General features: G+C 45.9%; 13 protein-coding genes. 7 read left to right on the top strand and 6 right to left on the bottom strand.

Annotated features, from left to right (window positions below; translation table 11 throughout):
- Positions 1 to 14 precede the first annotated feature (14 nt).
- Complete coding sequence (fabV, locus tag MHI48_RS23405; protein ID WP_076329134.1) at positions 15 to 1,208, bottom strand: enoyl-ACP reductase FabV; 1,194 nt, start codon at positions 1,206 to 1,208, stop codon at positions 15 to 17.
- A 202-nt stretch (positions 1,209 to 1,410) separates the two neighbouring features.
- Between fabV and MHI48_RS23400 the strand changes: the two genes are divergently transcribed.
- The 4 genes from MHI48_RS23400 to MHI48_RS23385 all read left to right on the top strand — a co-directional run bounded on the left by MHI48_RS23400 (position 1,411) and on the right by MHI48_RS23385 (position 4,849).
- Positions 1,411 to 2,691 carry an XRE family transcriptional regulator gene (locus MHI48_RS23400; RefSeq protein WP_405141949.1) on the top strand — a complete coding sequence of 427 codons (1,281 nt, stop codon included), beginning with the start codon at positions 1,411 to 1,413 and terminating at the stop codon, positions 2,689 to 2,691.
- Between the two features lie 99 nt (positions 2,692 to 2,790).
- The gene (locus tag MHI48_RS23395; protein WP_076329132.1) at positions 2,791 to 3,024 is read left to right on the top strand and encodes a transcriptional regulator; all 234 of its coding nucleotides are present in this window, start codon (positions 2,791 to 2,793) and stop codon (positions 3,022 to 3,024) included.
- Positions 3,025 to 3,526: 502 nt separating this feature from the next.
- The gene (locus MHI48_RS23390; protein ID WP_047844012.1) at positions 3,527 to 3,943 is read left to right on the top strand and encodes a hypothetical protein; all 417 of its coding nucleotides are present in this window, start codon (positions 3,527 to 3,529) and stop codon (positions 3,941 to 3,943) included.
- A 111-nt stretch (positions 3,944 to 4,054) separates the two neighbouring features.
- A complete protein-coding gene (locus MHI48_RS23385) occupies positions 4,055 to 4,849 on the top strand; it encodes a hypothetical protein (protein WP_076329197.1) in 795 nt (264 codons plus the stop codon).
- Positions 4,850 to 4,948: 99 nt separating this feature from the next.
- On the opposite strand, the gene MHI48_RS23380 is transcribed toward MHI48_RS23385, so the two are convergent.
- Entirely contained in the window at positions 4,949 to 5,764 is an 816-nt protein-coding gene (locus MHI48_RS23380; RefSeq protein ID WP_036674482.1) for a class I SAM-dependent methyltransferase, read from the bottom strand.
- 73 nt (positions 5,765 to 5,837) lie between these two features.
- Positions 5,838 to 6,755, bottom strand: coding sequence for a YafY family protein (locus MHI48_RS23375; protein WP_083677507.1), 918 nt, complete (start codon positions 6,753 to 6,755; stop codon positions 5,838 to 5,840).
- Between the two features lie 369 nt (positions 6,756 to 7,124).
- Between MHI48_RS23375 and MHI48_RS23370 the strand changes: the two genes are divergently transcribed.
- A complete protein-coding gene (locus MHI48_RS23370) occupies positions 7,125 to 8,558 on the top strand; it encodes a glycoside hydrolase family 1 protein (protein WP_076252895.1) in 1,434 nt (477 codons plus the stop codon).
- Between the two features lie 169 nt (positions 8,559 to 8,727).
- Here MHI48_RS23370 and MHI48_RS23365 read toward each other — a convergent pair whose 3' ends face one another.
- Positions 8,728 to 9,393, bottom strand: coding sequence for a phosphatase PAP2 family protein (locus MHI48_RS23365; RefSeq protein WP_036674475.1), 666 nt, complete (start codon positions 9,391 to 9,393; stop codon positions 8,728 to 8,730).
- Positions 9,394 to 9,565: 172 nt separating this feature from the next.
- Between MHI48_RS23365 and MHI48_RS23360 the strand changes: the two genes are divergently transcribed.
- The gene (locus tag MHI48_RS23360; protein WP_036674473.1) at positions 9,566 to 10,138 is read left to right on the top strand and encodes a hypothetical protein; all 573 of its coding nucleotides are present in this window, start codon (positions 9,566 to 9,568) and stop codon (positions 10,136 to 10,138) included.
- 173 nt (positions 10,139 to 10,311) lie between these two features.
- On the opposite strand, the gene MHI48_RS23355 is transcribed toward MHI48_RS23360, so the two are convergent.
- Both MHI48_RS23355 and MHI48_RS23350 read right to left on the bottom strand, forming a co-directional pair.
- Positions 10,312 to 11,088, bottom strand: a complete 777-nt coding sequence (locus tag MHI48_RS23355; RefSeq protein ID WP_036674467.1) for an AraC family transcriptional regulator — start codon at positions 11,086 to 11,088, stop codon at positions 10,312 to 10,314.
- A 19-nt stretch (positions 11,089 to 11,107) separates the two neighbouring features.
- A complete protein-coding gene (locus tag MHI48_RS23350; RefSeq protein ID WP_405141945.1) occupies positions 11,108 to 11,689 on the bottom strand; it encodes a LysE family translocator in 582 nt (193 codons plus the stop codon).
- Positions 11,690 to 11,895: 206 nt separating this feature from the next.
- On the opposite strand from MHI48_RS23350, the gene MHI48_RS23345 reads away from it, so the two are divergent.
- Positions 11,896 to 12,903 carry a substrate-binding domain-containing protein gene (locus MHI48_RS23345; RefSeq protein ID WP_076252891.1) on the top strand — a complete coding sequence of 336 codons (1,008 nt, stop codon included), beginning with the start codon at positions 11,896 to 11,898 and terminating at the stop codon, positions 12,901 to 12,903.
- Positions 12,904 to 12,929: the final 26 nt, after the last annotated feature.

Genomic DNA, 12,929 nt, shown 5'->3' with positions numbered 1-12,929 from the left:
ACGCCAAAACTTCTTTAGTTCACCAGATGAGGCATTTCAACGTTGGGATCAACATCTGCTTCATAATCCACACCATCGGTTTCAAAACCAAACAGCTGGAAGAATTCGCGACGGTAACCTTCCAGATCGGACAGATCGTAGATGTTCTCTGTGGTCAACTCATTCCAGAGCTTCGCCACTTCTTCCTGAACGTCAGCTCGCATCTCCCAATCGTCAATGCGAATACGGCCTTCGGCATCGGTTGGAACTTCTCCTCCCGCATACAAGCGATCAGCGAACAGACGTTGCAATTGCTCGATACATCCTTCATGCAAGCCTTTTTCTTTCATGACTTTGTACAATGCTGAGATGTACAGCGGCACGACTGGAATCGCAGAACTGGATTGAGTCACCAGCGCCTTGGCTACAGTTAAGTACGCACGTCCACCTTTGGCACTCAAACGATCATTCAGCTTGTGTGCAGTTGCTTCCAGATGATTCTTGGCCTGACCTATGGAACCATCACGATAAATGGCATGGGTAAGTTCAGGACCGATGTAGGAGAAAGCGATCGTTGTTGCATCGTCGGCAAGCACGCCGCCTTGTTGCAGGGCATCCATCCATAGTTCCCAATCATCTCCGCCCATAACAGTTACCGTCTGACGAATTTCCTCTTCGTTTGCCGGTTCAAGGGTAACGGAGCTAATTTCGCCTGTGTGGAAGTTCACCGTTTTGTTCGTGTAGGATTGTCCGATAGGCTTCAGCACAGAGTTAAATACTTCACCCGTGTTCGGATCGGTACGGCGTGCCGAGGCTACGCTGTATACAACCAGATCGACTTGACCGAGTTCACTGCGAATCAGTTCAACGGCTTTGTCTCGTGTTTCGTTTGCAAATGCATCACCTGTAACGCTGTACGATTTCAGGCCTACTTCCTCCGCGGCTTTTTCGAATGCAGCGGAATTGTACCAGCCTGCAGAAGCCGTACGTTTCTCTGTGGAACTGCTTGGACGATAAATGCCGACTGTATTCGCTCCAGCTCCAAAGGCAGAAACAACACGTGACGCCAGACCGTATCCGGTGGAAGCACCGATCACGAGCACATTACGCGGTCCTTTCAGCTCAGGCTGGGATTTCACATAATCAATCTGTTCCTGCACTTGCGCAGCGCAACCTACAGGATGGGAAGTGGTACAAATAAAACCACGTGTTCTTGGTTTAATAATCATTTATTTGCATCCTTTCATATTCAGCTCATGTTTCAGCATTTCGATAAAATGCTCTTACACATACTTTCTTATTGTAAAACAATTACCTTGGAAACGGAAACCGTTTCGTTGATTTCGCCGGAAGGGTGGCGTTATATCTCTAATTTTGCGATGATGTGAATAGAATGTACTCGCTTGTTAGGATAGAAAGGACAGGGATACCATGCTGAAGGAACGCATTGAACTGCTAAGCAAAAGAAAACAGATCTCCCGAAAAGACCTTGTGGAAGGTCTGGTCACGCAGGCCCACTTTGCCAATATCCTGGCGGATCGTTATCCTCTACCTGAGGACTTGGCAGAAGCCATCGCCGGGCGTCTTGGGGTATCTCCTTCCTATATTCTAAAGGCTGCGGCTCAGGACGAGGAAACACTCGAACGGGCAGAGGTTATTTTCGAACAAATGTCTGTTCCAGCGTCGGCGATATCCGAAGATATGGTGCATGCACTGGCAGATCGGGATGACACGCTGACCGTTGAGCTGACAACGGCCTTGATGAAGGCGGTCTATTATCAGCAATTAAACGATGCAACGGCTCATGAGTATATACATACGTTCTACCTCAATTTTTACCTGGAGAAATACGGTCGTCCAGACGATGTTGATCTGCCACACCCGTTAGTCAAGGCACTTTTATTCTATAAAATACAATATTATCGCTCCAAAATGGCTTTTGTGGATGTATTAACTCATGCAACCAGGCTTAGTGAGCTCGCGCTTCCTGGCAGTGAATTCTGGTTGTCTGTGCAAAATATCAAGATGGAAGCCTACATCCAGGTCAAACAGTATGAAGAGGCAAAACAGGTATTTGAGCTTACAATGCGTCATGTATATGATCAGCGGATGTTCCATCGGTTGTCTGGATTATATGTGGCATATAGTGGGTATTGTTTCGCGATGGGGCTGGTACAGGAGGCATTTTCGGCATTAACCATGGCGGAGGCAAACCTCGTGTATGCCGAAAACCAGGGAGATCTGGTGACGGCGATTGCCAACAATCGCATTGTCATGTTAACAATGACAGGTGAACTGGATCAGGCACAGACAGAGATTGAACGATTTGAATCGTTATTGCAGCAGGAAACGGAAGAAACACAGCAGGCCATGCAGCCGCTCGTCAGTGTGTATCGATGCGAAGTGGCTCTGGCACGGAAGAACTGGGGCGTGCTCGCGCAGAGTGTAGATCAACTCTTGAAATGTGCAACAACACAGGACCAGCAGATGAGCGCAACCTTCTACCAGAGCCATCTGGCTCTTGCGCATGGAGATCGCGAAGTTTTCATGGAGCGGGCGCTTGCGTGTCTGCCCTATTTTGAATCCGCGCAGCATGTCATGCGGCTTGAACCGTTATATGAGGGGATGGCCGTAGTATCGGAGGATCAGCGGAAATACAAAGAAGCCGCGATGTATTATCGGAAGCTGGTATATTTGTTACGCAAAAAATAGAGCGGAAATCAGCTTGGATTTACCCATAAGAGTATATTCATGCTGGCAATGGACCACGCTTAAGGTTAAATATTATCTTATGCGGGAGGTCATCGCTTCTTGAAATTTGAACTAGGACGTTGCTTACTGAGTGAACGATTGATGGAATCCGGAAAGTCAGCAGAATGGTTGGCAAAAGACTTACTTTTTAAACCGGAACGAGTTTACGACTTTATTGAAAACAAAAGAGTGATGCCACTCAAAATTGCCATATCGATCGCCGATTCCATCGGTTGTGATGTTCGTACCTTGTATGAATTAATACCGAACGACAATGAAATAAAAGGAGATTAATGGAGTAAGTGGCAGGTTGCATTAAGGCTATCACAGTCCATCTGGAGGTTCGGGAAAGCTTAAAGTTATGTTTTTGGCATGATTTTGTGTATTGCCGATGGATTTGGCACAAAATATGGCTACCAATCGTGAAATGAAGATCGGATCAGTAGATCTTTTTTTGTGAAATTAGCATCATTCCTTACTAAAGAGGCGATCATCCCGTCATTCAATGACCGGATTTTTCGTTTCTTTTGTATGCCGCCAGAAGGGTATTCAAGGACAAGCCGCGGTGTTTATAATTTAATTATAAATACGTGTTCAAAAAGTCTGGTTTTTAGTACCGAGAAGATGGAATGAAGCTAGAAATGGAGTAGCGGAGCGTAGGAGACCTACGTGAGCAACGGACATTTCGGCTGAATTTCATATTCGATGCTGATGATGCCACTAGGCATGATTCGTAATCAAAAGTGGACTTTTTGAACAACTTCTAAAAACAAATAAAACAAATGAGGTGCTTGATATGGGATGGTTCGGTAAAAAGAATAAACAGGAAGATGCAATTGCTAAAGCGGATAAAATGATGAATAAAGGACTCACTGGCATGATGATGAAAGGTTTTGTATCAAAGGAACATCGGGAGGCCATCAACCAAAGTCTGGATTCCGCAAAGCAGGCACAGTTGGCGGCAAGTGGTTCTCTGCCTTTAACAGCAACAGCTACGGTGGTGACAATCACCGATACAGGCAAACTGATCAACTTTGATCCGATTGTTGTGCTTGTATTGGATGTGACAGAAACGAATGGCAACCAGTATCAGCGAACATTAGAGACACTGGTATCCAAAATGCAGATTCCACGAGTAGGCGATCGAGTGGGACTGGGCCAGAATCCAGCGAATCCCTCCGAACTGATCTACATGGGGCTAATGTCCATCTAGAAGGTATTTGGTTATAAGAGAGTCATAATCTATTTATATAATGCTTATAACAACGCTAAATAGATATATTGATAGAGATATTAAGAGAAGGATTAAGAAAGGGTGGATCATATGGTAGGTTTCCTAAGATTCATTGGCGTATTAACGGTATTCGGGGTGGGGTTCTCCCCATTTCTGGCACAGCAGCTGTGGAATGATCCGTTTATGATTATGCAGGCATGGTGGTACACTCCGGCGATCTTTGCCGGGTTTGCACTGATCTTTGTTCCTGCGATTTTGAGCAATATTTTTGGCGTAGGTCGAGTGAAGACAGGTTTACCAGCAGTTGGGGTCATTAAGACTATACAACAGACGGGGACGTATATTAATGAACAGCCTGAGGTTCGATTGGGTCTGACGGTGTCGCGTAAGGGGCGCGAGAAATACGATACCGAGATGAAAGCCGTCATTCCGCTGACCTCCATGGCACAGTTTCAGCCGGGCAGTTTCATTCCGTTAGTAGTCTCCGTAAAGGATGAGCGCAAGGTAGGGCTTGATATGAAGGGGCAATTATCACAGGAAGATATGCAGCAATTGCTGGATGAAAAGATGGTACAGCAAGGGGTATCACCTGAAATGATGGATATTGCAAGAACAGGGGAAAAAGCAATGGCCAAGATCCTTGATGTCACTCCACTTGGAAGTGGTGGCAATAACAAGATCAAGCTTCAGCTCAAACTCAGCATAACGAAAACGAACGGTGAAACCTTCAATGTGACAACGCAAAAAGAAATTTTGTCATCTGCCCTGCCGCAGGTGCAGCAAGGTCATATCATTAATATCATTTATTCAAGACAAGAACCAACAAAATTGGTGTTGGCATTGAATGTACAGGAGCGACAATTAAGTGACTTATTCTCTTCCTGAGGATGTAGACAAAAGGAGGTCCTACAGATCATGTTTATGACGTGTAGGACCTCCTTTTTCATTTTGGTATGTATGAGAGATACAAGCAACGGACGGTTTTCAAACAATACCAAGGCGCATGCGATAAGAAAAAAGTACTTTTCTGGATTCTCCATCAAATACACGATTAGCCAGCGCTCTGAACTCGTCAGCAGCTGTTAATAGATCATCCGCTCCCAGCTTCAACGCCGTTTGCAGGCCGCCTTGGCTCAGGGCGAGATTGACATATCGATCGGCAGTGAATGTCTCGTGGTGATGAAATACGATTTCCCGGACATATCGGAACAGCCCGGACTGCTGAATCTGCTGCAAATGCCCATCCTTGCTCCATTTGTGTGCCTGACTATCTTGGGGAGCCAGACTGGCTGCTCGTTGATCTGCTTCCTTATTCAGCTGCAGATAGGCTTGTTCTAACTGCCAGTCTAACATTGGCGGCCAGTCGCAATCGTAGGCTGCAAATATGCCCCCTGTACGAAGTACACGTGCAAACTCGCGTAGTGTGGGTTGCGGCTCCATCCAGTGAAACGATTGGGAGCAGGTCAGCACATCCACACTGCCATCTGGTAGTCCGAGGTCGTGAGACAAGCCGGACACAAACCGCAGGTTATCCGGCTTCCCGGCAGATTCCCACTTGGATTCAGCTACAGACCTCATGTCATCGCTGGGTTCAAAGCCGATGATACGTTCAGCTTCATTAAGCCAGATCCACGAGGATAAGCCGGTGCCACAGCCAATATCTGCGACCATACGCGGTGTGCTGCCAAGATATGTCGTTAGAATATCCACCACTTCAGTGGGAGCAGCTGGTCGGTTCTGATCGTATAACGTACCAAAACCTTTGAAACGTTCCACATTGTTGCGTCTAATGTCTTGCATGGATAAACCTCCTTCGGGCAGATGGATGACGGAGAGTCAGCTGTGATCAAAAGTTGTATAGGCCTATATTATATCATTCATTGTTGGGAAGTTTGTTCATGACGTTCTGCAAATGTTCAACGGCTTTGATATGACGTCTGAGCAATTCCTGTCCAACATGAACAGGCTCGATTACGGTCAGCTCGGAACCAAACGACAGCAGGAAGGAGTAGAGCCATTCCCCTACATTCAGTTCGAGAGACACACGGAGCCTGCCATCAGGCTCTTTTTTAATGAGGGAGGGTTCGAAAAAATCATACACTCGGTATGCAATATTGCTGGAGAACGAGAGTGTAAGAGGAATCAGGACAGGAGTTGCCTCTGATTCAGGATCGTTTGATCCGGCAGTAACAGAGTGATCGTGTTTTCTCGCCAGAAAAGTCAACTGGGTGATCCGTTTCATCTTAAATGTCTCGAATTCTTTCCGATCAGGGTCATCATGGATATATCCTTTGAAGTACCACGTACTGTTTTTGAAAATAAGCTTCTGTGGCTCCACAGTCGGCATGCTTTTCTCGCCATCCGAATTAACATAATGAAACGTAATCAGTTGATTCGTTAATATAGCCTGCTTCACCTGATTGAACAGTTCTCTCTCCTGCAGAGGGATGCTACCCCATGGTGAGAAATTGAATTCGATCCAATCCAGTTTGTGATCAAAAAGGGCGGTTAACCGTTGCAGCATATGGGCACTGTTAAGATGGGGGATCGCACTGATGCTATATAGTCCCATCAAAATTTCATTCTGGTCTTCTTCCGACAACAGGGACTTGTCCATGACATAGTTGTCCATCAGATGGATACCGCCATGCTTGCCGGTCGTTGTATAGACGGGGATGCCCGCAGCGCTCAGCCGGTCGATATCGCGGTACACCGTACGTACAGAAATCTCGAACATACGGGCGAGTTCTGGTGCAGTGGCTTTCTTTTTCTCCAATAACAAAAGCAACATTCGAAATAGTCGGTTATTTTCCATGCTCTGATTATACCATGACAACAGGTGTCAGGGTATGGGTGGTACACTGGTGTAAAAGTCTTACCAAGACATTTTGACTCAGATTTATAATTTGTTCTTCATTTATTGGGGAGTAGTGAAGGAGACGATATCGATTCTGAAGAAACGAAGTGTTCGCTAAAAGCTTTCTGTAAGAAAGCTACCTCGGAAGAAAACGCTATCATGGGATTTTTCCATTTAGAAATGGGAATAAAAGAAATCCGAGGATAACAGCGATCAGAAGAACGATTCGTGACCGGAACGGCTACTCGCATAATATCAAGCACTTTATACCGAAATGAGTTAATTATTAAGGAGGAACTGGTCATGACAATGAAAGAAGGATTTTACTGGGGTGGCGCTACGGCTGCCAATCAATTCGAGGGTGGATGGAACCAGGGTGGCAAGGGGCCAAGCACGTCTGACATGATGACAGGGGGAACCCACACGATTCCACGCCGGATTACGCCTGTATTGGAAGAGGGCACGTATTATCCGAGCCATGAAGCGGTTGATTTTTACGGACATTACAAAGAAGATATTGCCATGATGGCAGAGATGGGCTTCAAAATGTTCCGCATGTCCATCAACTGGTCCCGGATCTATCCGAACGGTTATGATCTGGAGCCAAACGAAGAGGGATTGCAGTTCTACGATAATGTTTTTGCCGAGTTGAAAAAGTACAATATTGAGCCGCTCGTAACGATCTCCCATTATGAAACGCCATTCGGTCTGACACAGAAGTATAACGGCTGGGCTTCCCGTGAAGTCATCGACTGTTATATCCGTTATTGTACAACCCTCTTCAACCGTTACAAGGATCAGGTCAAATACTGGCTGACGTTCAACGAAATCAACTGTCTGACGATGCCGATGGGTGCATATATGGCTGCAGGTATTCTGTTTGAAGGCAAAGAGACACTGGTCGACGGAGTGGATGATCCACAGACTCGTTTCCAGGCATTACATCATCAATTCATTGCGAGTGCCAAAGCGGTGAAGCTGGGACATGAGATCAACCCTGATTTCCAGATCGGCTGTATGGTCGCTTTCATGACCACTTATCCCAACACATGTAACCCGGACGATATGTTGCTTGCACAGAAGAAAGATCAAATCTCCAATATGATCTGCGGTGATGTACAGGTTCGTGGAGCGTATCCTGGATTCGCCAAACGTTTCTTCGCCGAAGAAGGTATCCAGATCGAGATGCAACCAGGAGACGAGCAGACTTTGCGTGAAGGCTGCGTAGACTTCTATTCCTTCAGTTATTATATGTCTTTGGTTGAAAGTGCGGATGAGTCCCTTGAGAGAGCAGAAGGTAATCTGCTGGGCGGTATCAAAAATCCATATCTCGAAGCTTCCGACTGGGGTTGGCAGATCGATCCAAAAGGACTGCGTTACACGCTGAATCATCTGTATGATCGTTATCAGATTCCACTGATGGTGGTTGAAAACGGTCTGGGTGCTGTCGATGTGGTAGAGGAAGACGGCTCCATTCAAGATGACTATCGCATTGATTATTTGAAAGGTCACATTGAACAGATGAAAGAAGCGGTAGCTGACGGCGTAGATCTGATTGCCTACACCATGTGGGGATGTATCGACCTGGTTAGTGCATCCACTGGAGAGATGAAGAAGCGTTATGGCTTCATTCATGTCAATAAAGACAACGACGGTAACGGAGACTTGAGCAGAACACCGAAGAAGAGTTTCCACTGGTACAAAAAAGTCATTGAATCCAATGGTGAAGAGTTATAAATTGGCTAAAAAAAACCAGACCCGTCTGTTCCCTTAAATGGGACAAGCGGTCCATGTGGTCCTGAACGAGTTCAGGACTACAATATATGAATATAAAAATACCCGGCGATCCTTATCCTTCAGTTAAGGAAAGCCGGGTATTTCTTTGTGTAGTTCAATAGCGGGCCGCCTATGCCAGCCTTCTGCTTTGCAGTTGGGACATGCGCTCCAAGTGCCGCCGATAAAACCATATACATGTGGAGAGCCAGCAACCACTCAAGAAGTATCCGCCTACGATATCACTTGGATAATGCACCCCCAAGTAGATACGACTTATCCCAATGGTAAGTATAAATACGGCGCTGGCAACAATCATCAGCACACGTCCTGTGACGGTGGGTACATGTTTCCAGATTAGAAAGGCCAGTCCACCGTACAGGCTAAATGCTGCCATAGAATGCCCACTGGGGAAGCTATAGCCGCTCACTTCGATAATCCGGTTAATGGTAGGTCTGGCACGCTGGAATACCAGCTTGAGCAATGCATTTAACAGGGTTGAACCTGCAAGCACACAAGCCAGGAAGAGCAGTTCGCGTTTGTGTCGCAGGCAAACGTACAACACAATCATGGCGATGATGGTAATGAAGACCACTGGCATTTCGCTGCCGATCCAGGTGAAAAGGTGCATGAATTGTGTCATACCAGGGGATTCCAACCCCTGAATCCAGCCGATCAGCGTGTCATCAAATCGATGAATTTGGTTGTCGCTGATGGACAAGGCGATGCTTATAAAGGCGATCATGCATAACGCTGCAACGAGCAGCGGGAAGGAGATATTCTTTTTCCAGTTGTGCATCAAATGTTGAGTTCCTCCGTGATGGTTGATTTCGTATGTTGTGTCCTTGTGTATGTCGGACATAACGATATTTGTATTGTGCTATAATTTTACAATAAATATAGCAGCAATAAAAATATGTAACCTTAACAACGCTTATTCAAGCAGAGAATGTAGGAGGGGAGCGGTCGGAATGAAACGACGTTTGGTGATGTGCATGTTGATCTTACTGTTGGTTACGTCTGGGTTAGCTCTATTTCCAGGAGAGAGAGTGTATGCTTGCAGTTGTGTCGAGAGTGATGTTCAGGAGAGATTGAAGACAAACACAACTGTATTTACAGGAGAAGTGGTGGAGAAGGGACGTTCTCAACAGTCGAAGCATGATGGCTTATTAAGAGAGTATACCTTTGATGTAGATACTGCATGGAAGGGGGTTAATGCCAAAAAGATGAAAATCCTCGCGAGTGACGGTGGATCTGAATCCTGTGGCATTCAATTTGAAAAGAATCAATCCTACCTGATCTATGCTTATCAATATGAAGTGGATCATAAGCTTCATACGAATCTGTGCAGTGGCAATGTTCCAATTGAACAGGCTGGAGACGATCTGAAATTGCTGGGTGCGGGAAAGCTTGTAAGTAAAGAAGATTTTGGAGAAACCACCGATGGGAGAAGTGAATATATCCAACTCATATTATATGGTGGAGTCATTTTATTGGCAGCGTTGGCAATCGTGTGGATATGGAAACGAAAGAAAAGAATCTGATTGCAGGTCTGATGAAAATTGAAAGTTGGATTGTATAACAAAAGGTTTGTATGATTGAAAAACAAGTCAATCCCCGTAAGAACGTCGAGGTACATCCGCGTTCCATACGGGGATTTTCAGGAGTGGCGTCAAAATTTCACCCATTTGGAGTCGAGATTATCGATCCGATGCAGCTAGTTCAGCTGCAACATGTATTCATAAGCTGTGACACCAAATACCCGTTTGAAATGACGGTTCAGATGGGTCAGATCAACGAATCCACAATCGGCAACAGCAGTATATACGTCCTTCTGCTTTTCGATGGATTGACGGGCACGCTCCACTTTGCAGTTTAAGAAAAACTGGTAGGGGGATATGCCTGCTTGTGCTTTGAATTCACGGATAAATTGAAACTTGGACATGCCAAATTCGGAGCTCAGGTTGTCCAGCTTGAGCACATCTTCGGTGCTGCAAAACATGATTTCCTTGGCTTTGCGGACCAGGTTGTCCTGAGGCAACCAGAGCTTGGTGTCCATTTCCTTCTGAGCCAGCAGGTGAACGAGATCGAAGACCCGTTCGCTGCACTCGGCTTCGTCCTGTCTGAGTTGAACGGCATCGTTCAGCATCAGGATCTTACGTGCAAGCTCGGGATCATAGACGATGGGACTTCCAAAACGCAATTCCTTTTTGCCTATAATCTCCTCTACCAATTCAGGCTTCAAATACAGCATCACATAGTCAATGCCAGCCTTATCATAGGAGCTTCCATCATGAGACTGTTCACGGTTAAACAACATGACACCATTTTGGTGAGATGCCTGATATTGTCCGTCCAGGTTGTATTGTTGAATGCCACGCAGGGTTACGCCGACCGCATACTCTTCATGGCAATGTTTTTTGTATGCAAAATCAGTAAAGCTGGCGGATAGTGCCAGCACGTCTTGCGACTTTTTATAGTTAAACCGTTCCATGCAGCACACCTCCCAAGCTTTAGATTAATCCGGATACTATAATGGCTGAGTATAACAAAAAAAGTGCCATGAGAATACTCAGTAATTTTTGGTGGCGATTCAGCAACGTTCTGAAAACCGTGCCAAAAACAACCCAACTGGAATAGGCCAGAAAACCAATGAAGGTAATGAGCAGCACGAACAGGAACGAAGAAAATAAACTTTGATAAAAGGGCAATACATAACTTGGAATGACAGTGAAAGTAAACAAGACGACCTTTGGATTCACAAATTGCATGATGAAACCGTTCCAGAATCCGGTAACTTGTTTCAGTGCATCCTCGGTGGTACCCATCTTGTAGATCTGGTACGCCAGATACACCATGTACAGGCCGCCGACAATCTGCATCACCTTCAGAATTCCGGTTAACACTCCCGCAAGAAGCTGATTAAGAAAAGCTGAAGCGGTAAGCAGCAGACCAAATGCCAACGTAGCTCCCCAGACATAACGCATTGTTTTTCGCGCGCCAACTATCTGTGTAGAAGAAAGAATTACGATATTGCTGGGGCCGGGGGTAAATGTTACGACGATGCAGTAGATTAAAAAAGATGCAAGATTCATAAGGATGATGCTCTCCTCTGGTTGTAGTTTAGTCCCATGATCATACGTCCAGAGGGAGAAACCATATAGTACATTATTGCAGCAGGTACACGGTTGGCAACAGGAGCGTGCTTATAAAAACTAAGGGGGAGTTTTCTTTTTGAATGATTGCGTTTACAATTTAGACGATGTACAAGGTGATCAGACGACTTGAGGAAGTGAACGGAATGAAAAAAATGCTACTTGTTTACATTTTGCTAATCTCAGCATTTGCGTTGTATGTATTGAGATTCGAATACACCAGTCAAGTAAACAGTTCTTGGGAGGACCGGGGGCTGCGCGGTGATATCGGAGAGACGTATATCATGATTACATTCCAGTCCGGGCTGGAGTATTGGAAGAGCCCGCTCAAAGGTTTCGAGGATGCCGCGGATGCACTCGGCGTGACCGTAGAATATCGCGGGGCTACCCGGTATGATGCGAAGGAGCAGACCATGGTGATCGAGCAGGCTATCGCTCGTAAACCCGCAGGCATTGCTATATCTGCAATCGATCCTCAATCGTTAGTTCCAGCGATTAACAAGGCAATCGACGCAGATATCCCTGTTGTATTATTTGACGCGGATGCACCCGATAGCCAGGCCTATTCTTTTCTTGGGACAGATAATTACAAGTCGGGTGTAATGGCTGCCGATAAAATGGCTGAACTGCTGGGTCGTGAGGGAGAGGTCGCGGTATTAACCTTGCCTGGGCAACAAAATCATGAAGAGCGAACGAAGGGTTTCCGCGATACGATCAAGGAGAGATACCCTTCCATGCAGATTGTTGAAGTTGCAGACGGACACGGTGATGCGATGGTATCCAGAGACGAAACAATCAGAATGATGAAGGAACATCCCGAGCTGGCGGGAATTTTTGTGACTGAAGCTACCGGAGGGGCAGGAGCGGGGGAAGCCGTTCAAACTGCCGGGGACAGACATCCATTGCAGATTATTTCGTTTGATACAAATAAGACTACATTGGATATGATCAAGAACGGTACGATCTCAGCTACAATTGCACAGGGAACCTGGAATATGGGATATTGGTCACTCCAATATCTGTTCCATCTGCATCACCAGTTAACGGTTCCTGCCCCATCCTCATCCGGTGAAAATGCACCGCTTCCCGTGATGGTGGACACAGGGATCTCTGTGGTGACACGCTCGGATGTGGATGATTACTATGCCAAATAACAAGGAATATTTCAAGAGTCCAATGC

The sequence above is a fragment of the Paenibacillus sp. FSL H7-0942 genome, from assembly GCF_045040715.1.
GTDB classification, from domain to species: Bacteria; Bacillota; Bacilli; order Paenibacillales; family Paenibacillaceae; genus Paenibacillus; species Paenibacillus amylolyticus.
The sequence above is the reverse complement of the archived record's forward strand: the minus strand, read 5'-3'. Positions and strand labels throughout refer to the sequence as shown.

Coding starts and splice junctions, on each gene's coding strand:
- fabV (WP_076329134.1), bottom strand. CDS start 1,208: ATGATTATTAAACCAAGAACACGTGGTTTTATTTGTACCACTTCCCAT.
- MHI48_RS23400 (WP_405141949.1), top strand. CDS start 1,411: ATGCTGAAGGAACGCATTGAACTGCTAAGCAAAAGAAAACAGATCTCC.
- MHI48_RS23390 (WP_047844012.1), top strand. CDS start 3,527: ATGGGATGGTTCGGTAAAAAGAATAAACAGGAAGATGCAATTGCTAAA.
- MHI48_RS23385 (WP_076329197.1), top strand. CDS start 4,055: ATGGTAGGTTTCCTAAGATTCATTGGCGTATTAACGGTATTCGGGGTG.
- MHI48_RS23380 (WP_036674482.1), bottom strand. CDS start 5,764: ATGCAAGACATTAGACGCAACAATGTGGAACGTTTCAAAGGTTTTGGT.
- MHI48_RS23375 (WP_083677507.1), bottom strand. CDS start 6,755: ATGTTGCTTTTGTTATTGGAGAAAAAGAAAGCCACTGCACCAGAACTC.
- MHI48_RS23370 (WP_076252895.1), top strand. CDS start 7,125: ATGACAATGAAAGAAGGATTTTACTGGGGTGGCGCTACGGCTGCCAAT.
- MHI48_RS23365 (WP_036674475.1), bottom strand. CDS start 9,393: ATGCACAACTGGAAAAAGAATATCTCCTTCCCGCTGCTCGTTGCAGCG.
- MHI48_RS23360 (WP_036674473.1), top strand. CDS start 9,566: ATGAAACGACGTTTGGTGATGTGCATGTTGATCTTACTGTTGGTTACG.
- MHI48_RS23355 (WP_036674467.1), bottom strand. CDS start 11,088: ATGGAACGGTTTAACTATAAAAAGTCGCAAGACGTGCTGGCACTATCC.
- MHI48_RS23350 (WP_405141945.1), bottom strand. CDS start 11,689: ATGAATCTTGCATCTTTTTTAATCTACTGCATCGTCGTAACATTTACC.
- MHI48_RS23345 (WP_076252891.1), top strand. CDS start 11,896: ATGAAAAAAATGCTACTTGTTTACATTTTGCTAATCTCAGCATTTGCG.